This window comes from Phenylobacterium conjunctum (assembly GCF_042679085.1).
Taxonomy (GTDB): Bacteria; Pseudomonadota; Alphaproteobacteria; order Caulobacterales; family Caulobacteraceae; genus Phenylobacterium; species Phenylobacterium conjunctum.
On record NZ_JBHTLQ010000033.1, the window covers coordinates 23031 to 42629 of the forward strand.

General features: G+C 68.6%; 27 protein-coding genes. 14 read left to right on the plus strand and 13 right to left on the minus strand.

Features of this window, described 5'->3' with window-relative positions; all coding sequences use genetic code 11:
• Positions 1-41: 41 nt before the first annotated feature.
• Both ACFQ27_RS14145 and ACFQ27_RS14150 read right to left on the minus strand, forming a co-directional pair.
• Complete coding sequence (locus ACFQ27_RS14145; protein WP_374344175.1) at positions 42-332, minus strand: hypothetical protein; 291 nt, start codon at positions 330-332, stop codon at positions 42-44.
• 28 nt (positions 333-360) lie between these two features.
• Entirely contained in the window at positions 361-933 is a 573-nt protein-coding gene (locus ACFQ27_RS14150) for a DUF6886 family protein (RefSeq protein WP_377354036.1), read from the minus strand.
• Between the two features lie 112 nt (positions 934-1045).
• Between ACFQ27_RS14150 and ACFQ27_RS14155 the strand changes: the two genes are divergently transcribed.
• Genes ACFQ27_RS14155 through ACFQ27_RS14180 form a run of 6 tightly spaced genes read left to right on the plus strand, consistent with a single transcriptional unit; the run spans position 1046 to position 5096 of the window.
• Positions 1046-2035 carry an adenosine kinase gene (locus ACFQ27_RS14155; protein ID WP_377354037.1) on the plus strand — a complete coding sequence of 330 codons (990 nt, stop codon included), beginning with the start codon at positions 1046-1048 and terminating at the stop codon, positions 2033-2035.
• 4 nt (positions 2036-2039) lie between these two features.
• The gene (gene hisB / locus ACFQ27_RS14160) at positions 2040-2630 is read left to right on the plus strand and encodes an imidazoleglycerol-phosphate dehydratase HisB (RefSeq protein WP_374344181.1); all 591 of its coding nucleotides are present in this window, start codon (positions 2040-2042) and stop codon (positions 2628-2630) included.
• 12 nt (positions 2631-2642) lie between these two features.
• The gene (gene hisH / locus ACFQ27_RS14165; protein ID WP_377354038.1) at positions 2643-3275 is read left to right on the plus strand and encodes an imidazole glycerol phosphate synthase subunit HisH; all 633 of its coding nucleotides are present in this window, start codon (positions 2643-2645) and stop codon (positions 3273-3275) included.
• Positions 3272-3994 carry a 1-(5-phosphoribosyl)-5-[(5-phosphoribosylamino)methylideneamino]imidazole-4-carboxamide isomerase gene (hisA, locus tag ACFQ27_RS14170; protein ID WP_374344185.1) on the plus strand — a complete coding sequence of 241 codons (723 nt, stop codon included), beginning with the start codon at positions 3272-3274 and terminating at the stop codon, positions 3992-3994. The genes hisH and hisA overlap by 4 nt, the downstream gene beginning before the upstream one ends.
• Positions 3994-4761 carry an imidazole glycerol phosphate synthase subunit HisF gene (gene hisF, locus ACFQ27_RS14175; RefSeq protein WP_374344187.1) on the plus strand — a complete coding sequence of 256 codons (768 nt, stop codon included), beginning with the start codon at positions 3994-3996 and terminating at the stop codon, positions 4759-4761. The genes hisA and hisF overlap by 1 nt, the downstream gene beginning before the upstream one ends.
• Positions 4761-5096, plus strand: coding sequence for a phosphoribosyl-ATP diphosphatase (locus tag ACFQ27_RS14180; protein ID WP_374344189.1), 336 nt, complete (start codon positions 4761-4763; stop codon positions 5094-5096). Before hisF ends, ACFQ27_RS14180 begins: the two co-directional genes overlap by 1 nt.
• Before the next feature lie 3 nt (positions 5097-5099).
• Here the strand turns inward: ACFQ27_RS14180 and ACFQ27_RS14185 are convergent, their stop codons facing one another.
• Entirely contained in the window at positions 5100-5999 is a 900-nt protein-coding gene (locus tag ACFQ27_RS14185; RefSeq protein WP_377354039.1) for a fatty acid desaturase, read from the minus strand.
• Positions 5990-6184, minus strand: a complete 195-nt coding sequence (locus ACFQ27_RS14190; RefSeq protein ID WP_374344193.1) for a hypothetical protein — start codon at positions 6182-6184, stop codon at positions 5990-5992. The genes ACFQ27_RS14185 and ACFQ27_RS14190 overlap by 10 nt, the downstream gene beginning before the upstream one ends.
• A gap of 169 nt (positions 6185-6353) precedes the next feature.
• On the opposite strand from ACFQ27_RS14190, the gene ACFQ27_RS14195 reads away from it, so the two are divergent.
• Genes ACFQ27_RS14195 through ACFQ27_RS14205 form a run of 3 tightly spaced genes read left to right on the plus strand, consistent with a single transcriptional unit; the run spans position 6354 to position 8970 of the window.
• Complete coding sequence (locus ACFQ27_RS14195) at positions 6354-6560, plus strand: hypothetical protein (protein ID WP_374344195.1); 207 nt, start codon at positions 6354-6356, stop codon at positions 6558-6560.
• On the plus strand, positions 6557-6865 hold the full coding sequence (locus ACFQ27_RS14200; RefSeq protein ID WP_377354040.1) for a hypothetical protein: 309 nt from the start codon (positions 6557-6559) through the stop codon (positions 6863-6865). The genes ACFQ27_RS14195 and ACFQ27_RS14200 overlap by 4 nt, the downstream gene beginning before the upstream one ends.
• A gap of 38 nt (positions 6866-6903) precedes the next feature.
• Positions 6904-8970, plus strand: coding sequence for a prolyl oligopeptidase family serine peptidase (locus tag ACFQ27_RS14205; RefSeq protein WP_377354041.1), 2067 nt, complete (start codon positions 6904-6906; stop codon positions 8968-8970).
• Positions 8971-9139: 169 nt separating this feature from the next.
• Here the strand turns inward: ACFQ27_RS14205 and ACFQ27_RS14210 are convergent, their stop codons facing one another.
• The 5 genes from ACFQ27_RS14210 to ACFQ27_RS14230 form a co-directional block, all read right to left on the minus strand.
• The gene (locus ACFQ27_RS14210; protein ID WP_374344202.1) at positions 9140-9709 is read right to left on the minus strand and encodes a PadR family transcriptional regulator; all 570 of its coding nucleotides are present in this window, start codon (positions 9707-9709) and stop codon (positions 9140-9142) included.
• A gap of 237 nt (positions 9710-9946) precedes the next feature.
• Positions 9947-10453, minus strand: coding sequence for a ribosome maturation factor RimM (gene rimM / locus ACFQ27_RS14215; protein ID WP_374344204.1), 507 nt, complete (start codon positions 10451-10453; stop codon positions 9947-9949).
• A gap of 27 nt (positions 10454-10480) precedes the next feature.
• Entirely contained in the window at positions 10481-10924 is a 444-nt protein-coding gene (rpsP, locus tag ACFQ27_RS14220) for a 30S ribosomal protein S16 (protein WP_377354043.1), read from the minus strand.
• A gap of 18 nt (positions 10925-10942) precedes the next feature.
• On the minus strand, positions 10943-12469 hold the full coding sequence (gene ffh, locus ACFQ27_RS14225; protein ID WP_374344208.1) for a signal recognition particle protein: 1527 nt from the start codon (positions 12467-12469) through the stop codon (positions 10943-10945).
• 237 nt (positions 12470-12706) lie between these two features.
• Entirely contained in the window at positions 12707-12997 is a 291-nt protein-coding gene (locus ACFQ27_RS14230; protein ID WP_377354044.1) for a hypothetical protein, read from the minus strand.
• A 45-nt stretch (positions 12998-13042) separates the two neighbouring features.
• Here ACFQ27_RS14230 and ACFQ27_RS14235 point away from each other — a divergent pair, with 45 nt between their 5' ends.
• On the plus strand, positions 13043-13315 hold the full coding sequence (locus ACFQ27_RS14235; RefSeq protein WP_377354045.1) for a type II toxin-antitoxin system Phd/YefM family antitoxin: 273 nt from the start codon (positions 13043-13045) through the stop codon (positions 13313-13315).
• Between the two features lie 7 nt (positions 13316-13322).
• The gene (locus ACFQ27_RS14240; RefSeq protein ID WP_374344213.1) at positions 13323-13739 is read left to right on the plus strand and encodes a type II toxin-antitoxin system VapC family toxin; all 417 of its coding nucleotides are present in this window, start codon (positions 13323-13325) and stop codon (positions 13737-13739) included.
• 4 nt (positions 13740-13743) lie between these two features.
• Here ACFQ27_RS14240 and ACFQ27_RS14245 read toward each other — a convergent pair whose 3' ends face one another.
• The 3 genes from ACFQ27_RS14245 to ACFQ27_RS14255 form a co-directional block, all read right to left on the minus strand.
• Positions 13744-15855, minus strand: a complete 2112-nt coding sequence (locus tag ACFQ27_RS14245; RefSeq protein ID WP_377354046.1) for a M3 family metallopeptidase — start codon at positions 15853-15855, stop codon at positions 13744-13746.
• 72 nt (positions 15856-15927) lie between these two features.
• Positions 15928-16581, minus strand: coding sequence for a TetR/AcrR family transcriptional regulator (locus tag ACFQ27_RS14250; protein WP_377354047.1), 654 nt, complete (start codon positions 16579-16581; stop codon positions 15928-15930).
• A 16-nt stretch (positions 16582-16597) separates the two neighbouring features.
• On the minus strand, positions 16598-16843 hold the full coding sequence (locus ACFQ27_RS14255; RefSeq protein WP_377354048.1) for a hypothetical protein: 246 nt from the start codon (positions 16841-16843) through the stop codon (positions 16598-16600).
• Positions 16844-17105: 262 nt separating this feature from the next.
• Between ACFQ27_RS14255 and ACFQ27_RS14260 the strand changes: the two genes are divergently transcribed.
• Both ACFQ27_RS14260 and ACFQ27_RS14265 read left to right on the plus strand, forming a co-directional pair.
• Positions 17106-17957, plus strand: coding sequence for a glutamate racemase (locus tag ACFQ27_RS14260; RefSeq protein ID WP_374344221.1), 852 nt, complete (start codon positions 17106-17108; stop codon positions 17955-17957).
• Positions 17958-17981: 24 nt separating this feature from the next.
• Positions 17982-18500 (plus strand): SRPBCC family protein, encoded by a 519-nt coding sequence (locus tag ACFQ27_RS14265; protein ID WP_377354049.1) that lies wholly within the window; start codon positions 17982-17984, stop codon positions 18498-18500.
• On the opposite strand, the gene ACFQ27_RS14270 is transcribed toward ACFQ27_RS14265, so the two are convergent.
• A complete protein-coding gene (locus ACFQ27_RS14270) occupies positions 18479-19192 on the minus strand; it encodes a pyridoxamine 5'-phosphate oxidase family protein (RefSeq protein ID WP_377354051.1) in 714 nt (237 codons plus the stop codon). The genes ACFQ27_RS14265 and ACFQ27_RS14270 overlap by 22 nt on opposite strands.
• 95 nt (positions 19193-19287) lie before the next feature.
• On the opposite strand from ACFQ27_RS14270, the gene ACFQ27_RS14275 reads away from it, so the two are divergent.
• Positions 19288-19599, plus strand: a 312-nt coding sequence (locus tag ACFQ27_RS14275) for a GntR family transcriptional regulator (RefSeq protein WP_377354052.1), incomplete at its 3' end; no start/stop codon positions are given.

Below are 19599 nucleotides of genomic sequence, written 5' to 3' on the forward strand. Positions count from 1 at the left end.
CGTATGGGTGGCCGGGACAAGCCCGGCCATGACGGCTGGTCTTATGTGATCCGCTTCACGCTCACCGGGTCGCTGCTGGGGAAGCTTTCCTCCAGGCCCTCGTCAAGCAGGGCTTCCTGGCGGTCCTCGGCTTCCTTTTCCTTGTCCGCCAGCTGGTCGTGCTTCTCGTCATCCTCCAGCGGCCTGTCGGCGACGCGCGCGTGGGGGACGTCGATATGGCGGTCTTCGAGTTGGGCGCGGCCCTCGACCGCGGCGTCGGCTGCGGCGCCGCCCGAGCCGTGGGTGAAGGCGCGCTTTTCATCCTTGTGGGTGTTGGGAACGGGATTGGTCATCGGGGCCTCCTTGCGGCGGGTCCCGGGTTCAACGCCCCACGGCCCGCAGGGGTTGCCCCGCCTCCAGCCAGCCCTGTGCGTTCCTAAGCCGGATGCCGCTGGCGTGCAGGCTGGAGGCCCAGACGTCCTTGAACGGAACCAGGCTCTCCACCAGGCGCAGCTCGACGCCGGCCTCGGCCAGGGCGGCGGGCAGGTCGGTCAGGGTCTCTCGGCCAAGCGGCGTCACCGGGGCGCGGCTCACCCACATGCCGGCGTCCTTCAGGCTCTCGAAGGTCTCAGGCGGCAGGTCGTAGCGGTGGATCACGCCGGTCTTCAGCCGTTCGAGCCAGGCCCATTCCACAAACGCTGTAATGGCCGGCCGCCCCGGTCCCATCCAGCGGTTGATGTCGGCCTCCGAGGAGGCGGGCAGGGCCCAGACCAGGATGCGCGGACAGTCCCGGGGAAAGGTGTACATGGCCCGGTGCGCGGCCTCGATCGCCCAGACCAGGGGACCGTTCAGCCAGTCCATGCCCGGCGCCCGCTCGGCCGCGACCTGCACCGGCCGGGGTTCGAAACGGCTGATCGCCGGATCATCGCTGAAATGGAACAGCCGAGGCGCCATGCTTAAGCCGTCCGAAAAGGTTTGTGTTGCAGGCTTCTAGCGACGTCCTCGCGTTGCCCGCCAGTCCCTTTGGCTGTAGTCAGCCGCCCACGCCAACAAAGAACCCTCACCCATGTCCGAGCTCTACGACGTCGCCGCCATCGGCAACGCCATCGTCGACGTCATCTCTCCCGCCGAAGAGGCCTTCCTGACCCGTCACGCCCTGGACAAGGGCGCGATGATGCTCGTGGACGAGGCCCGCGGTGAACAGCTGTACGGCGACATGGCGCCGGGCGTGGAGACCTCGGGCGGTTCGGCCGGCAACACCATCGCCGGGATCGCCAGCCTGGGCGGCCGCGCGGCCTATCTGGGCAAGGTGGCCGACGACCAGCTGGGCAAGGTCTTCACCCATGACATGCGCGCCATCGGCGCCCACTTCCAGCCAACCCCGCTGGTCGGTGGGCCGTCCACCGCCCGCTGCCTGATCAATGTCACGCCAGACGGCGAACGGACCATGTGCACCTATCTGGGCGCCTCAGTGGAGTTCACCGCCGACGACGTGGACGCCGCCGTGATCGAGCAGGCCAAGATCGTCTACCTGGAGGGCTACCTGTTCGACGCCGAGCCGGCGCGCCGCGCCTTCGCCAAGGCCGCGGGCCTGGCGCGCGGGGCGGGCCGCCAGATCGCGCTGACCCTGTCCGACGGCTTCGTGGTCGAGCGCCACCGCGCCGCCCTGATGGGCTTCATCGACAGCCAGGTGGACATCCTGTTCGCCAACGACACCGAGCTTTGCGCCCTGTTCGAGACACAGGACTTTGACGACGCCCTGGAACAGCTGCGCGTCCGCGTGAAGCTGGCCGCCGTCACCCGAGGCGCCCAGGGCTCGGTGATTGTCGCTTCCGCCGAGCAGGTCTCGGTTCCGGCCTTCGGGGTCGAGAAAGTCGTGGACACGACCGGCGCGGGCGACCAATACGCAGCCGGGTTCATGTTCGGCCTCGCCAAGGGCCGGTCGCTGGAAGACTGCGGCCGCCTGGGCTCCTTGGCGGCGTCGGAAGTGATCTCGCATTACGGCCCCAGGCCCCAGGTCTCGCTCAAGGACCTCGCGGCCGCGAAAGGACTCTAAGAATATGGCCCGCACGGCCGAGGTGGTCCGCAACACGAAGGAGACCCAGATCACGGTTCGCGTGGATCTGGACGGCTCCGGCGTGTCCGATGTCGAAACCGGCGTCGGCTTCTTCGATCACATGCTGGACAGTTTCGCCCGCCATGGCGGGATCGACCTCTATGTCCGCACCAAGGGCGACCTGCATATCGACGCCCACCATACGGTGGAGGACACCGGCATTGTGCTCGGCCAGGCGGTCATGAAGGCCCTCGACGGCTTCAAGGGCATCCGCCGGTTCGGCCACGCCTATGTGCCGATGGACGAGACCCTGACCCGCTGCGCCATCGACCTGTCGAACCGCGCCTACCTGGTCTGGAAGGTGGCCTTCAAGACGCCGAAGATCGGCGAGTTCGACACCGAGCTCTTCAAGGAGTTCCACCACGCCTTCGCCATGAACTGCGGGGCCTGCGTGCACCTGGAGACCCTCTACGGCGACAACTCGCACCATATCGCCGAGAGCGGGTTCAAGGCCCTGGCCCGCGCCCTGCGCGCGGCCGTCGAGCTGGACCCGAAGACCCACGGCCAAGCGCCGTCCACCAAGGGCGTCCTGTAGGGAAGAAACACCATGCAGAGCGTCGCCCTGATCGATTACGGGTCGGGCAACCTGCGCTCGGCCGAAAAGGCCCTGGTCCGCGCCGCGGACGGGTCGGCCGAGATCGTTGTCACCTGTGATCCCGACCTGATCCGCCGCGCCGACCGTGTGGTGCTGCCGGGCGTGGGCGCCTTCCGCGCCTGCATGGAAGCCTTCGAAAGCCGCCCCGGCCTGGAGGACGCCCTGCAGGAGGTGGTCCAGCAAAAGGGCCGGCCCTTCCTGGGGATCTGCGTCGGCATGCAACTGGTCGCCACCCGCGGCCTGGAATTCGGCGAGACCAAGGGCCTGGGCTGGATCCCGGGCGATGTCCGCAAGATCACCCCCGCCGACCCGCACGCCAAGGTGCCGCACATGGGCTGGAACGCCCTGACGCGGCTTTCGGGCCCTGACCTGATCACCGGGATCGGCGCCTCGCCGATGTATTTCACCCACTCCTTCGCCATCTTCCCGGACGACGACGCCCATGTCGCGGCCTGGGTCGATCATGGCGGGGCGTTTCCCGCCGCCGTCGCCAGGGGCAATGTGGCCGGCGTGCAGTTCCACCCTGAAAAATCCCAAAGCGCCGGGCTCGCCCTGCTCGCGCGGTTCCTGGAATGGCGCCCATGATCCTCTATCCGGCCATCGACCTCAAAGACGGCCAGTGCGTGCGGGTCCTGCACGGCGACCTGGACACCGCGACCGTGTTCAACAACTCCCCCGCCGACCAGGCGCGCCAGTGGGCCGACGCCGGCTTCCACTGGATCCACGTGGTCGACCTGAACGGCGCGGTGCAGGGCAAGGCGGTGAATGAAAAGGCCGTCGAGGCGATCCTCGAGGCCGTGTCGGTGCCGGTCCAGCTGGGCGGCGGCATCCGCTCGATCCGCGATGTCGAGCGCTGGATCGAGGCGGGCGTCTCCCGCGTCATCCTGGGCACCGTGGCGGTGACCCAGCCGGAGATCGTCCGCGAGGCCGCCCGCCTGTGGCCGGAACAGATCGCCGTCAGCGTCGACGTGCGCGGCGGCAAGGTGGCGACCCAGGGCTGGACCGAGAGCTCCGACCTCGACGCCGTCACCGTCGCCAAGCGCTTCGAGGACGTGGGCGTCGGCGCCCTGATCATCACCGACATCGACCGCGACGGCACGGTCATGGGCTTCAACGTCGAGGCCTTCGGGGCCATCGCCGACGCGGTAGCCATCCCCGTGATCGCCGCCGGCGGCCTGGCCAGCGTCGAGGACATCGTCAAGCTGAAGGCCCGCAAGGGCACGGAAGTCGCCGGCGCAGTCCTGGGCCGGGCGCTCTACAACGGCGCCATCGTCCCGGCGGAAGCCCTGCAGGCGGCCGGCTGATGCTCAAGGTCCGCGTCATCCCGTGCCTGGACGTCAAGGACGGCCGGGTGGTGAAGGGGGTCAACTTCGTCTCCCTGCGCGACGCGGGTGACCCGGTGGAGCAGGCGCGCGCCTATGACGCCGCCGGCGCCGACGAGCTGATGTTCCTGGACATCACCGCCAGCCATGAGCGCCGCGGCGCCATCCTGGACGTGATCGCCCGCACGGCCGATGTCTGCTTCATGCCCCTGTCGGTGGGCGGCGGCATCCGCCAGGTGGAGGACGCCCGGCGCCTGCTGCTGGCCGGGGCCGACAAGATCAGCGTCAACACCGCCGCGGTGGAGCGGCGCGAGTTGGTTTCCGACTGCGCGGACGCCTTTGGCTCCCAGGCGGTGGTGACGGCCATCGACGCCAAGCGCACGGGCGACCGCTGGCACGTCTTCACCTATGGCGGCCGCAATGACACTGGCCTGGACGTGGTGGACTACGCCATCGACGTGGTGAAGCGCGGGGCGGGCGAGATCCTGCTCACCTCCATGGACCGCGACGGCGCCAAGACCGGCTACGACCTCGACCTCTTGAAGGCCGTGACCGACGCCGTGAACGTGCCGGTGATCGCCTCTGGCGGGGCCGGAAACGCCCAGCACATGGTGGATGCGGTGGTGAAGGGCGGCGCCGACGCCGTGCTGGCCGCCTCGATCTTCCACTTCGGCGAGGTCTCCATCGGCGAAGTGAAACGCGCTATGGCTGAGGCGAATATCCCCGTGCGCCTGACGGAGACTGTCTGATGAGCCGCTTTGCTGAGACCCTGGACCGCCTGATGGCCACCATCGAGGCGCGAAAGTCGGCCAGCCCCGACAGCTCCTACACCGCCAAACTGCTCTCCGAGGGTGTTGAGCGCGCCGCCAAGAAGCTGGGCGAGGAAGCCGTCGAGGTGGTCATCGCCGCCGTCCAGCAAGACAAGGACGGCCTGGCCAGCGAGAGCGCCGACCTGATCTATCACTTCCTGGTCACCCTGGTGGCCGCGGGCGTCAGCCTCGACGACGTCGCCCGCTGGCTGGAAAGCCGCGAAGGCCGCTCAGGCCTGGAAGAGAAGGCCTGGCGCGGCCAGTCCGAGCGCTAGGGCCTAGAGCCCCTTCACGTCACAGCCGCGCGCCTCCAGCACCGGACGCAGGGCCCAGTAGGCGGCCGGCGTCCGCATCAGCGGGATGCGCGGATAGAGGTGATGGATGATGTGGTACTCCATGCCCATGGAGCCGATCACTCCCGCCTTGCTGCGGAACGAGCGGGTGTCCTTGTAGCGGCCCAGCTGGGTCCCCGGGTGGTGCGGCGCCCAGCTCAGATAGAACTGGATATAGGTCGCCCCGATCTGGCGCGGCAGCCACCAGACGAGCAGGGCGACCAGGGCGTGGCCGCTCCAGGCCATGCCGAACAGCACCGCCAGATAGGCCAGCTGGTAGACCACGGCGACCAGACCGGCGCGCTTGGCCTCATCCGTACCCAGCCGGGCCAGGGTGGCGCCATAGGACTTGCCCGCCGCCGATCCGGGCTGCCGCTGGGCGATGGACTTGAAGATCATGTGCCAGGGCCCGTTCGACTTGGTGCCGATGTCCGGGTCCAGCTCGGGATGGTTGGCGTGCTTGTGGTGCTCGTAGTGGGTCAGCCGGGCGACGCCATAGGGCAGCATCATCGGGATCGTCGACAGGTGGCCCACCAGCTCGTTCAACCAGAACAGCGGCTCGCCCTCGCGGGCGATGATCCGGTGCTGGGCCTCGTGGCTCGGCAGGTAGCAGAGCATGACGTTGAGGGTGGCGATGGGAAACGCCGCCCACAGGGGCAGGACGCCCAACAGGGTCAGGGGCCACAGGCTCAGCCAGATGGCGAGGTTGACCAGGCCCCAGGTGACCGCGCCCCAGGGGACGCCGCCCATGAACCGCTCAGCGATGGCCTTCTCCAGGCGCATCAGCTCCTGGCTGGACAGGGCCGAGAGATCGCGGCCCTCGGCGGTGACGGGGCTCATATCCATCGGCCGCTCCAGTTGGCGAAGGCGCCCCAGGCGCCGCCCGCGACGAGGCCGAAAGCCACCGGCGAGACCCCATAGGGCAGGACCCCGCCCAGGGCCTGGATCGATTGGGCGATCACCGGCGCGACGAAGCCGATCCCGAACAGGAACGGCATGAAACGGAACAGGGTCCCCAGGACCTTCTGCATGATGGACGTCCTCCAGATCGCTCAAAGATGACGCACTCGTCACCTTTTGCAAGCCCCGATGACCGCGTCGCCAATTTTCGGTTGAGCGCCTCGCAAAAATACAGCCTGGCCGGAGTCGCTGCAGGCCATATGTTCTGTTTTTGTTCTCATCATCCACCAGGAGAGACCCGTGGTTCAGAGAGCCTATGTGGGCCTCGCCGACCCCTTGCGGGAGTTCGAGGCCCTGCGCCCCTATGCCGACCAGCTGCGCGCCCTGCAGAGGCGCTGCAAGCCGTTCGGCCGCGACTACAACGCCATCGCCATCGCCTTGGATGGCCTGGAGACGGCGGCCTATCACTTCACGCGCCGGCCGCACTTCTATGCGGTGGACACATGAGGCTGAAACCCATCCCGGTCTCGCCCACGGCGCCGATGGAGGATGCGCGCCGCCATCCCGGATGCCGGATGCTGATCTATTGCCGCTCCTGCCGGTTCGCGCGGGCCTATGACCCGGCCCGGATCATCAAGCGCCTGCACGCCACCGGCGCCGGCGGCTTCCGCACCCCCATCGGCCATGTGGCCCGCCACGTCGCCCGCGACTGTCCCGTCTGTGGCCGGCGCCAATGGATCAGCACCCTGGCCTGGCCGGAAGCCCTCGACGCGCGCGAGGCCAAGCGCCTGGCGGGGGTCTATCGCAACTGAGGCTTTCGCCGGCGGCGGCCTGGCCGCATAACCGTCACATGAGACATCTGCTCCTCGCCTTCACCGCCGGCCTGGTCGCGACCACCGCCTGCGCCCAAAACCAGGCCCAGGCCGACCCCTTCATCGGGCTGGAGGACATCGACGCGCCCAAGGCCCTGGCCTGGGTCGAGGGCCAGAACGCCCGCACCGCCGACCGGCTGGAGAAGGACCCGCGCTATGCGGCCTTCCACGCCCAGGCCCGCGCCATCTTCACCGCCGAGGACCGTATCCCCTGGCCGTCGTTCCGGGCCGGCGGGGTCGACAACTTCTGGCAGGACGCCGAGCACACCCACGGGATCTGGCGCCACGCCAGCCTCGCCAGCTTCAAGACCGCCGCTCCGGCCTGGGACGTCACCCTGGATCTCGACGCCCTGTCAAAGGCCGAGGGCAAGAACTGGATCTGGAAGGGCGCGGACTGCAGGAAGCCCACCGAGACCCTCTGCCTGGTCCGCCTGTCCAATGGCGGCGGCGATGCGGTGGAGGTGCGCGAGTACGACACCGCCAAAAAGGTCTTCGTCGCGAACGGTTTCCGCTTCGCCGAGGGCAAGCAGACCCTGGACTGGATCGACGCCGACCATGTGCTGGCCGCCCGGGAATGGACGCCCGGCGAGGTGACCGCCTCCGGCTACGCCTATGTGGTCAAGGTGGTGGGCCGTGACGGCGCGACGCGCGAGGTGTTCCGGGGCCTGCCGACGGACGTCTCCGCCGCCCCGGTGGTGCTGCACGGTGAGGGGGCGCGCGCTGACGCTCTGTTGGTGCGGCGGGGGATCACCTTCTTCGAAAGCGAATACCGGCTTGTGGGCGCGGCCGAGCCCATCGCCCTGCCGAAGAAGTCCGAGTTCGAGGCCTACATCTCCGGCCAGCTGGTCTTCGCCCTCAAGGAGGCCTGGAACGGCTTCGGCGCCGGCGCCCTGGTCAGCTACGATCTGAAGGCCCTGCAGGCCGGGACCGCCAAGCCGGTCCTCATCTTCCAGCCCGGCCCGCGCCAGGCCATCCAGCAGGTGGACGCCACCGACAGCCGGCTGGTGGTCAACCTGCTGGACGAGGTGAAGGGCGCCGTCGACGCCTACGCTTTCACCGGCGGCAAGTGGTCGGCGGCCCGGCGCCTTGCCCTGCCCAAGGACGCCACTTTCGGCCTGCGCTCGACCGCCGGCTCTGACGACCAGCTGTTCGTCTCAGCCGAGGGTTTCCTCGATCCCACCAGCCTGTGGCTGGCCGACGCCGCCGGCGGCCAGGCCGCCCAGCTCAAGGCCCTGCCGGCCCAGTTCGACGCCAGCCGTCACGAGGTGCGCCAGTACTGGGCGACCTCCTCGGATGGGACGAAGATCCCCTATTTCGTGGTCTGGCCCAAGGCGGCCAAGCTCGACGGCTCCACCCCCACCATCATGTACGGCTATGGCGGCTTCGAGATCGCCAAGCCGCCGATCTACCTGCCGGAAATGGGCAAGATCTGGCTGGAGCGGGGCGGCGCCTATGTGATCGCCAATATCCGCGGCGGCGGCGAGTTCGGCCCGGCCTGGCACCAGGCCGTGCTGCGCGACAAGCGCCAGCTCGCCTTCGACGACTTCGCCGCGGTGGCCAAGGACATGACCGTCCGGGGCCTGACCTCGCCCCGGCGTCTAGGGATCTATGGCCGCTCCAACGGCGGCGTCCTGACCACCGTGTCCATGACCCAACACCCGGAGCTGTGGAGCGCGGTGGTGGTGGAAAGCCCGCTGATCGACATGCTGCGCTATCACAAGCTGTCGGCCGGGGCCTCGTGGATCGGCGAGTACGGCGACCCGGACGTCCCCGCCGACGCCGCCTTCATCGCCAGGTACTCGGGCTACCAGAACCTCAAGCCCGGCGTGACCTATCCCGAGGCCTACATCACGACGAACACCCACGACGACCGGGTCCACCCCGGCCACGCCCGCAAGTTCGCCGCCAGGCTGGAGGCCATGGGCGTCCCCTACCTCTATTACGAGCAGACCTATGGCGGTCACGCCAACGACGCCGACCCCGAACTCAACGCCCGCCGCTGGGCCAGGCACTATGTGTACCTGGCGCAGAAGCTGATGGATTGATCTCCAAGGCCGGGTGCTCCTCCTAGAGTGTCATCCCGGAAAGCGCGCAGGGCTTGTCCGGGACCCAGACGCGCGGGGCCTTCCGGAGAGATCGGTATCTATGGGTCCCGGCCCTCCGCTTCGCTGCGGCCGGGATGACACCCATGGATAGCTCCAGGGAGTGCCCCCCTCACACCCGCTCGATCTTGGCGGCGGCGTCGTCCAGGGCCGCGGCGATGGCGTCGACCTGGGCTTCGGAGATCTCGCCCTGGCGCAGGCGCAGGGCCAGCGCGGTATGGAGGTTCTGCATGGCGCGCTGGATGCGCGGACGGGCCCCGGTGGACTGGGCGCCGGCCTCGTCCAGGCGGCTGAAGATGGCGTCCACGCCGGCCCGGTTGGCGTCCAGGGCCTCGCGGCCGGCCTGGGTGATTTCATAGGCCTTGCGGCCGCCCTCGTCGCCGATGGCGCGGACAAACCCCTCGTCCTCGAGCAGGCTGAAGGTCGGATAGACCACGCCCGGCGACGGCCGGTACGACCCGCCCGTGCGCTCTTCAAGTTCGCGGATGATCTCGTAGCCGTGGCGCGGCTTTTCCGAAACCAGGGCAAGGACCACGAACCGCAGGTCGCCGTGCTCCAGCAGCCGGCCGATGCGTCCGCCGCGTCCGCCGCCATGGCGCGCGCCGCGCAGGTGATCCCGCATGTGGCCGCCCCAGCCGTGCCGGCTGTGATGTTCGTGTCGATCCCAAAAGTGTCTATGCATTCTTCGATCCTATTTAGATATGTCTGAATTTCAGATATATCGGAGGATCGGTGAGCGCAAGAGCTATTTTAGATATATCTCACCTTCCCGCTCATCCCGGCGAACGCCGGGATCCAGGTCGTAGAGCGCAGAGCAAGTGGAAAGGCCCATCGCGGGGCGCCGCCCAGAGACCGAGCCATAGGATCTGGTTCCCGGCGTTCGCCGGGATGAGCGGGGGAGCCGCGGAAGGGTGAGGCGCTATTCGCTCTCGACCGGCCGGACGCCGATCAGCTTGCCTTCGGCGATCCGCACCTCAGGTACGGCCTCGCGCGTAAAGGGCAGCCACCAGGTGGCGCCTTGTGGAGGATCGATCTCGAGCAGGTCGCCGGCGCCGAAGTCGTGCACCGACTTTACGCGGCCGAGCACCTCGCCCTCAGGCGTCTCGACGGACAGGCCGATCAGGTCGGCGAGATAGAATTCATCTTCATCTTCCGGCGGCGGCAGGGCGTCGCGGGGGATGAACAGCTTCAGGCCGCGCAGCGCCTCAGCCTGGTCGCGGTCGGCGACCTCCTTGGCGCGGGCGACGACGCCGCCCTTGGCCACGCGGGCCGAGGTGATGGTCAGGCCGTGCGAGCCGTCCTGACGCAACAAGGTCTTATAGGCCGCGAGCGCCAGCGGATCCTCGGTGAAGGTGGAGATACGGATCTCCCCCCGCACACCGAAGGCGCCGGCCACACGGGCGATCTGAAGGAGGCGGTCAGCCATGGGCGATAACCGCCTCCCGTACAGACTTTAGGCTTCGGTCGATTCCGCGGCTTCAGCAGCCGGGGCTTCCTCGGCGGCGGCCGGAGCTTCTTCCACCGCCGGGGCGGCGGCGGCTTCGGCCAGGGCGGCGGCCTTGTCGGCCTCGCGCTGGGCGCGCTCTTCCGCACGTTCCTTGGCCTTCTGGCCGGGCACGCCCTTGGTCGGGTTGTTGCCGGCTTTCCACTCGACGACGCCGGCCTGGCCCAGGAAGCGGGCGACGCGGTCGGTGGGCTGGGCGCCCTTCTTCATCCAGTCCTGGATGCGCTCCAGCTTCAGGGTGACGCGGTTCGGGTCATCCTTCTTCAAGAGCGGGTTGTAGGCGCCGACCTTCTCGATGAAGCGGCCGTCGCGGGGCGAGTGGCTGTCGGCGACGACGATCGAGTAGTAGGGGCGCTTCTTGGCGCCGCCACGGGCGAGACGGATCTTCAGCATAGGTAGTCCTTTGTAAGTCTAGGATTTCTTGAAGGGATTGAAGCCGGGCGGCAGACCGCCCAAGCCGGGAAGTTTTGGGGCTCCGGGGCTGCCGAGGCCGGGCAGCTTGCCGCCAGCGGCCATCTTGCCCAGCTCTTCCAGCTGGGCCGGATCGGGTTGGGGCAGCTTGCCGCCGCCGAGCGACTTGAGGCGGTCCATGCCGCCGCCGCCCATCATGCCGGCCATGCGGGCGAAGCCCTTGCCGCCATCCTTGCTCATCATCTTGAAGGCGTCGGCCATCTGGCGATGCTGCTTCAGGAGACGGTTCACATCGGCCACGTCGACGCCCGCGCCCGCGGCGATGCGGCGCTTGCGCGAGGCCTGCAGGATGTCGGGCTTCTTGCGCTCGGCCTTGGTCATCGACGAGATGATGGCCGCCTGACGGTCCAGCATCTTGTCGTTGATGTTGGCCTCGGCCATCTGCTTCTTGACCTTCTGGACCCCAGGCAGGAAGCCCATCAGGCCTTCCATCCCGCCCATCCGCTTCATCTGCGCGAACTGGTCGGCCATCATGTCCAGGTCGAACTGGCCCTTGGCCAGCTTGCGGGCCATGGCCTCGGCCTTGGCGGTGTCCAGGTCCTGGGCGGCCTTCTCCACCAGGGCGACGACGTCGCCCTGCCCCAGGATGCGGCCGGCCACGCGAGCCGCGTCAAAGACGTCGAGCCCGTCGATCTTTTCCGAGACGCCCAGGAACTTGATCGGCAGGCCGGTGACCGCCCGCATGGACAGGGCCGCGCCGCCGCGGCCGTCGCCGTCGGCGCGGGTCAGCACCAGGCCGGTCAAGGGCAGGCGCTCGTGGAAGGCCTTGGCGGTGCGCACCGCGTCCTGGCCGGTCAGGCTGTCGGCCACCAGCAGGGTCTCGGACGGGTTCGCGATCTTCGCGATCTCCGCGGCCTCGGCCATCATGGCCTCGTCCAGGGTGGTGCGGCCAGCGGTGTCCAGGATCAGGACGTCATAGCCCTGCAGCTTGGCCGCCGACATGGCCCGGCGGGCGATGTCCGGGGCGGTCTGGCCGGCGACGATCGGCAGGCTGTCGACCTCGGCCAGCTTGGCCAGCATGGCCAGCTGCTCCATGGCCGCCGGGCGGCGGGTGTCCAGCGAGGCCAAGAGGACCTTCTTGCGGTCCTTCTGCAGCTTCAGCGCCAGCTTGCCGGCGGTGGTGGTCTTACCCGAGCCCTGCAGGCCGGCCATCAGGATGACGGTCGGCGGGTTCAGCGAGAGGTTCAGGCCCTCGGCCGCCTCGCCGCCCAGCATCTCGACAAGGCCGTCATAGGTGATCTTGACCACCTGGTCGGCCGGGCGGACCGAACGGATGACCTCTTCGCCGGAGGCCCGTTCCTTGGCCTTGGCGATGAACTCGCGCACCACCGGCAGGGCGACGTCGGCCTCGAGCAGGGCCACGCGCACCTCGCGCAGCGCCTCGTCGATGTCCTTTTCGGACAGCACGCCACGACCGGAGAGCCGGTCGAAAACGGAAGACAGCCGATCTGTAAGTGCGTCGAACACTAGCGAACTCCGCGAGCATTTCCCGAATGGGAAATGCGCACCTAAAAAACCTGCGTTGTCGAAGACAACGCGGGGGCCCAAACGCAATCGACCCCCGTGGACGATCACGTCGACGGGGGGCCTCGCCGCCCTCGTCCCAAATCACATATGGGGGTCGTGGCGGTGGAGGGCGCGATTGCTCTGCGCCGGAAGGGGCGGCTTATGCGCGCAAAGCCCGGAAAGGTCAAGGAAAGTGAGTTAGCGCCCGCTCTCCAAAGCGGTCCAGGCCAGTCGGACCGCTAGCTGTATCGCGCTCAGGATCAGCACCACGAGCAGGTAGCGGCGGGCTTTGGTCCGATGGAGTACTGCCTTTTGCGACAATATGGGCCGTCGCCCTGAAATCTTCTGGGGCAGCACAGCCGTGATCGGCGCGCCTTCGCTGACCATCTGGCGGGCGTGCGCGACCGCAAGGATGATCGACGCGATCAAGGCGATTGCGAAGCCGAGAACGACGGCCGCAACCAGAGCAAGGAACGCGCCCACCGTCATTCGGCACCCCTTGACTGGTCATTTCAAATGACCACATCCTTGAACATGACAGACACCACAACCTACACGGTGACCGAGTTCAAGGCGAAGTGCCTGGACATCCTCGACCGCCTCGGCTCCGGCAAGCTGGAGCGCGTGGAGGTGACCAAGCGTGGCAAGGTCATGGCGGTGCTGACTCCGCCCAAGCCAACCGAGGCGGAGGTGGCGGGCCTTTTCGGGTTCATGGAGGGCAGCGTGAGCATTCCGCCGGGCTTCGATCTGACCGAACCTGTCCTGGACGAGCCCTTCCTCGCCGAGACCGGCAAGCTTCATAATTGAAGCCCCCGTGCTGATCCTCGACACCTGCGCCCTGATCTGGCTGATCAACCGGACACCCATCGCTCCAACGGCGTTGGTGGACATCGAACGCGCGGCCGGTGAGGCCGCGTTGCTGGTCTCCACCGCCTCGGCGTGGGAGATTGGTCTCCTCAGTCGGCGGGCGGGGCGGCCGGGCGCTCTGCACTTCACCCCAGACCCGAAGACCTGGTTCACGCGCGCCCTGACCGCGCCGGGTCTGACACTTGCGGCCCTGACACCGGAAATTGTCATCGACGCCTCGCACCTGCCCGGCGACTTGCACAGCGACCCGGCAGATCGCTTGATCATCGCTACCGCACGTCACCTGGGCGCCACGATCGTCACCAGGGACCAAAAGATCCTCGACTACGCCCAGGCGGGGTTCGTCGAGGCCCTGGCCTGCTGACGCCTCACCCCGTCGGGAAGCCCTTGTCGCGGAGATAGGCCTTCACGTCCGGGTCGCGGCCGCGGAAGGCCCGGTACTGGTCGGCGGGGTCCACGGTGTTCCCGACGCTCATGATCGTGTCGTGCAGGCGCTTGGCCATGGCCTTGTCATAGGGCCCGCCCGCCTCCTCGAAGGCCTCAAAGGCGTCGTGGTCCAGCACCTCGGACCAGAGATAGCTGTAGTAGCCGGCCGAATAGCCGTCCGAGGCGAAGACGTGCTGGAACTGCGGGGTGCGGTGGCGCATCGGCAGCTCCTCGGGCATGCCCAGCTTCTTCAGCTCGTCGCGCTCGAAGGCGTCCGGGTCGATGTCGGCGTCGCCGGCCAGGTGCAGCTTCATGTCGATCAGGGCCGAGGACAGGTACTCGGTCACGTCGAAGCCGGTGCGGAAGGTGTGGGCCTTGTTGATCTTCTCCACCAGCTCGGCGGGGATCGGCTTGCCGGTCTGGTAGTGCAGGGCGAAGCGGTTCAACACCTCTGGTGTCGACAGCCAGTGCTCGTTGAGCTGGGAGGGGAACTCCACATAGTCCCGGGCCACCGCCGTGCCCGACAGGGATGGATAGGCGACCTTGGAGTTCAGGCCGTGCAGGGCGTGGCCGAACTCGTGGAACATGGTCTTGGCGTCGTCCCAGGAGACCAGGACCGGCTCGCCCGGCGCGCCCTTCACGAAGTTGGCGTTGTTGGAGACGATGGTGGTCACCGCCCCGTCGAAGGTCGACTGCGACCGGTAGGCGTTCATCCAGGCGCCGGAGCGCTTGCCGGCTCGCGCATAGGGATCGAAGTACCACAGGCCCACATGGGCGCCGTCGGCGGCCTTCACCTCCCAGACGGTGATGTCCGGATGAGCGACGGGAACGTCCGTGACGGGGGTAAAGCTGAACCCGTAGAGCTGGCCGGCGGCCCAGTGCATGCCCTCGCGCAGCTTGTCGAGCTGCAGGTAGGGCTTCACCGCGTTCATGTCCAAGGCGTAGAGGTCGGCCCGCACCTTCTCGGCGTAGTAGCGGTAGTCCCAGGGCGCGATCTTGACGCCGCGCTTCTCGGTGTCGGCGATGGCCTGCATTTGGCTGACCTCCTGGCGGACGCGGGCGATGGCGAAGGGCCAGACCCGCATCATCAGGTCCATGGCGGCCTCCGGCGTCTTGGCCATGGCCGGCTCCACGCGCCAGTGGGCGTGGGTGGGATAGCCGAGGATCTTCGCCCGCTCGGCCCGCAGCTTCAGGATCTGCTTGATGATGGCGTTGTTGTCGTGGGCGTCGCCGTTGTCGCCGCGGGAATAGAAGGTCCGCCAGACCTTCTCGCGCAGGTCCCGTCGCGACGAATAGGTCAGGAAGGGGTCGATGGAGGAACGGGTGTTCAGGATGGCGAACTCACCCTTGTGGCCCCGCGCCTCGGCCGCTGCAGCCGCCGCGGCGCGGACGTCCTCGGGCAGGCCGCTCAGCTCGCTCTCGGTGCGCAGGTAGAGGACATAGTCGGTCTCGTCGGCGAGCAGGTTCTGGCTGAACTGGGTGAACAGGCCGGCCAGCTGCTGGTTGATCTGGGCCACCCGGGCCTTGTCGGGCGCCGACAGCTTGGCGCCGGCGCGCACGAACCGGGTCCAGTAGAGCCAGGCCAGGCGCTGCTGTTCGGGGGTTAGCCCGGCGCGGGCTTCATAGACCGCCGCGATGCGGGCGAAGAGCGCCGGGTTCTGCAGGATGGCGTCGTTGTGGGCGGCCAGCTTCGGGGCCATGGCCTTGTCGACGTCGCGCACCTCCGGCGTGGACAGGGTCCCGCTCCAGATCCCGTAGATCACGCCCACGCGTTCACCCATCGCCCCGGACCGCTCAAGGGCCGCCAGGGTGTTGTCGAAGCTGGGCGGGGCCTTGTTGGCGCAGATCGCGTCCACTTCGGCCCGCTCCTGGGCCATGGCCTCGGTCAGGGCGGGGGCGAAGTCGGCGACCTTGACCTTGTCGAACGGCGGGACCCCGCCATAGGGGCCGGTCCAGGCCAGGGTCAGGGGATTGGCCTGCGCCTGGGCGAAGGCCGGCAGGGCCGGCAGGGTGGCCAGGGCCGCCGAGGCGGTAAGAAAGGTGCGCCGCTTCATGGGAACTCCGCAATGACTTGTCGGAGACACTATGGGGCAGGCGCGTTCTCGTCACATGACGGGCCGGTAATGTTACGCGGCTGAGCGCTGGTCCGGGCGTTCCGCGATCTGCAGCGCCTCGAGGCAAAGGCGGCCCGCCTCGTCCGCAGGCACGCCGAGCGCGCCCAGCACCAGGCTCAACACCGCGGCGGTGTGGTCATGGCCCGCGCGGCCATCGACGATATTGCGCAGCGAGGCGCGCCCGGCGCCCATCGCCAGGGTCCGCGCCGCCAGCAGGTCGGTGATCTTGAACCGGCCGATGGCGCGCCCGCGCTCCAGGATGCCCTCCACCCGGCTCACATGGCGGACCTGCGAGGCCAGCTGCAGCTGTTCGGCCCGCACATTGGCCCAGCGCCGGGTCGGGTCATCGACGGTGAGCCGCGCGATGAGCGCGCCGAACACGGCGAACTCCAGGGCCGGATCCTCGATCCCGTCCAGGACACCGGCGATGGCGGTCTCCACGCTTTCGGCCACGCCGTGGGAGACGGCCTCCACCAGCTCGGCGGCCGACTGGAAGTAGTTGTAGAAGGTCCCGCGGGCGATGCCGGCGGCGGCCACGAAGTCCTCGATGGTGGCGGCCGAACCCTTGGCGGAGATCACCCCGACAGCGGCCTCCATGATCCGGGCGCGCGTCTTCGCCCGCCGGAGCTCGGCGTTGAGGGCGCGCGCCTCGAGATTGATCTTCACCAAGCCGCGGGTCTCGTCAGGCCGCGCGCGGCAGGTACTGTTCGATCGCCCGGGCGGTGGCCAGGGACCGGGCGTCGCCCTGGGCGCGCAGGGCCTCGATCTCTTCGCCCAGGGCGGCCGAGATCTCGCGATAGGCCAGGGGCGACAGGTTCAGCAGGGCGCGCGTGGACGCCTTGGCGAGCGCCAGGGCGGTCTGCAGGTCCAGTTCGGCGGCGATGGTCCAGTTGGCGTCGGCGGCGGCGACAGGTTCGGGCGCGCTCACGACGCGCGGGTCTTCCGGCATGTTCGGTCTCGGATCGGATTTTATGACGCACTGTACGCCAGCGAGGCCGCGCGTCGGGGGCCGCGCCGGGACGACGGTGGGGGGAGGCCGTCCGGGTCAACTTTTGTGCGGTGCATATAAGTCGGGGTGACAACTGTGTCAATCTGACACTGACACCGGTCTCCGTCGCCTTTTACAGTGGTTTACAGTTAAGCCGCGGGTGGGCTGGCGGAGGCGGCGCGGCTGGTCTACGCCTTGGTCCATGGCCATTGGCGTTTTCGATTCCGGAGTCGGCGGACTGACCGTCCACCGCAGGCTTGTGGACCGCTTTCCGCAGGCGGATTTCATCTATCTGGCCGACCAGGCCCACGCGCCCTATGGCGGTCGCGGCGGCGAGGAGATCGTCGACCTGACCCGCGCGGGCTGCGAGAGCCTGTTCGCCGCTGGCTGCGACCTGGTGGTCCTGGCCTGCAACACCGCCTCGGGCGTGGCCCTGCGCCGCCTGCAGCAGACCTGGCTGCCCGGTTACCGCAAGACTCTGGGCCGGCCGGTCAATGTGCTGGGCATTATCGTCCCCACCATCGAGGCGGCCACTGGCCTGCCCTGGGAGCATGAGGCCGAGCGCCGGGGCGACAAGGTCGAGAAGCTGGACGTCCTGGCCGTATTCGCCACCCCGGCCACGGTGAAGTCCCGGGTCTATGAGATCGAGATCGACAAGCGCCGACAGGACGTCGCGGTGTTCTCCGAGCCCTGCCCGGAGCTCGCCCGGCTGATCGAGCGCGGCGCGGGCGCGGTGGAGCTGGCCACGGCGGTCGAGGCCCACGTGAAGGCCATCACCACCCGGATCGGCCGCCCGCCGGACCGGGCGATCCTCGGCTGCACCCACTATGAGATGGTGGCCGACATGTTCCGCGCCGCCCTGCCGCCTGGAACGCCCCTGATCCACCAGCCCGACTCCACCGCCGACGCCCTGGAAGCCTATCTGGCCAAGCACCCGGAATACGACGCCGGGACCGGCGGCGCGCGGGTGTTCCTCACCACCGGAACGCCTGGGCCGCAGAACGCGCTGGTTGAAAGTTTCTGGGGCGGGGCCCTAAGCTTCGGCGCGGCCTGATCCCGGCCGCGAGGAGGTCGCGGCATGAAACCTGTGGTCCTGGCCCTTGGGGCCTTTCTGATGGCTGGGCCTGCGCGCGCCGAGGTGGTCGACGCTCAGCCGAACGGCTTTGAGAGCCGGTTCAACGTCACTGTGAACGCTCCGCCCGCGGCGGTCCGCGCCGCCATGCTGAACATCGCTGGCTGGTGGGACCCCTCCCACACCTATTCCGGCGACGCCAAGAACCTGTCCCTGGACCTGGCGGGCGGCTGCTTCTGCGAGACCCTGAAGACCGGCTATGTGCGGCACATGACGGTGGTCTACGCCGACGCCAGCGCGGTGCGGCTGCAGGGCGCGCTCGGGCCGCTGCAATCCACCGGCGCCATCGGCCACCTGACCTTCGCCTTCAAGCCGGCGGCCGAGGGCAAGACCACCCTGGTCGTCTCCTATGTCGTCGGCGGCTACGCCAAGGGCGGCCTGGGCGAGGCCTGGGCCAAGCCGGTGGACTCCGTCATCGGCGTCCAGGTCGGCCGGCTGAAAGCCTACGCCGAAAAGCCAGGCTGATCGGCGAGAGACGCTTCCAGAATATCGCTGAGCCGACCGCCTGCGACATAGGCTGCGAGGCTGTCGGAGAGCGGCAGGCCGGCGCTGTGCAGGGCGTCGGCCTGGGGGGCCTCGACCCGGGTAGAGATGGGGATCACGCCGCTCCAGACCGGCCAGGCCTCGTCAGGCGGGATCATGCCGGCGCCGTTGGCCTTGGTCTTGGCGGCGGCCTCCTCGATGGTCATCTCCACCACGGCGATCTGCTTCAGCTCTGTCTCGCTGGGCGGGCGGACCTCCCGCGTGCGGCCCGGATAGAGGCGCTCGAGAAAGGCGGCCATGGCGACGGCCTTCTCGCCGGGCTCCTCGATCAGCCGGGTCCGGCCAAAGGCCATGACCGAGCGGAACTGGATCGAGTGCATGAAGGCCGACCGCCCGGCGATCAGGCCGTCCAGGTGGGTCACCGCGACGCACACCGGCAGGCCGCCGGCCTGGGCCTGCAGCATCCGGCTGCCCGCCGCCCCATGCCAGTAGAGCCGACGGCCCTCGCGCCAATAGGCCGTGGGCGTCACGAAGGGCTGGCCGTCGATGACATAGGCCACATGCGCCACCAGGCCGGCGTCGAGCACCGCATGCACCGCTGCGGCGTCATAGCTGGCGCGATCCGGGCGGCGGCGGACCCGGCTGCGGGGGCTGGTCGGATAGGTGTCGGTCATGGGCTTCTTCCCTTGTCCTCACCGTGCTAGGCCGGAAGCGGTCTGAACAAGAGATCCATTTCCGCAAGGTTGATCAGACCACTTCAGGAGCCACCATGAGCTGGGCCGAGGTCTATCCCTGGGAGCCGCCCGCCGCTCCGGTCGTGCGCGGGGTCTATGGCCAGGTGCGCGAGGCGATCCTCAGCGGCGCCCTGGCGCCCGGCGCGCGTCTGCCGTCCAGCCGCGACCTCGCCGCCCGCCTGGGCGTGGCGCGGGCCAGCGTGGTCAGCGCCTATGAACAGCTGCTGGCCGAGGGCTACGCCGTGGGCCGGCCAGGCTCGGGCACCTATGTCCGCGCCGACCTGTCCGGGGTGCTCGACGCCCCCGCCGCTCCGACCCCGGCCGTCGCCCCTGCGCCGGGCCTGCCC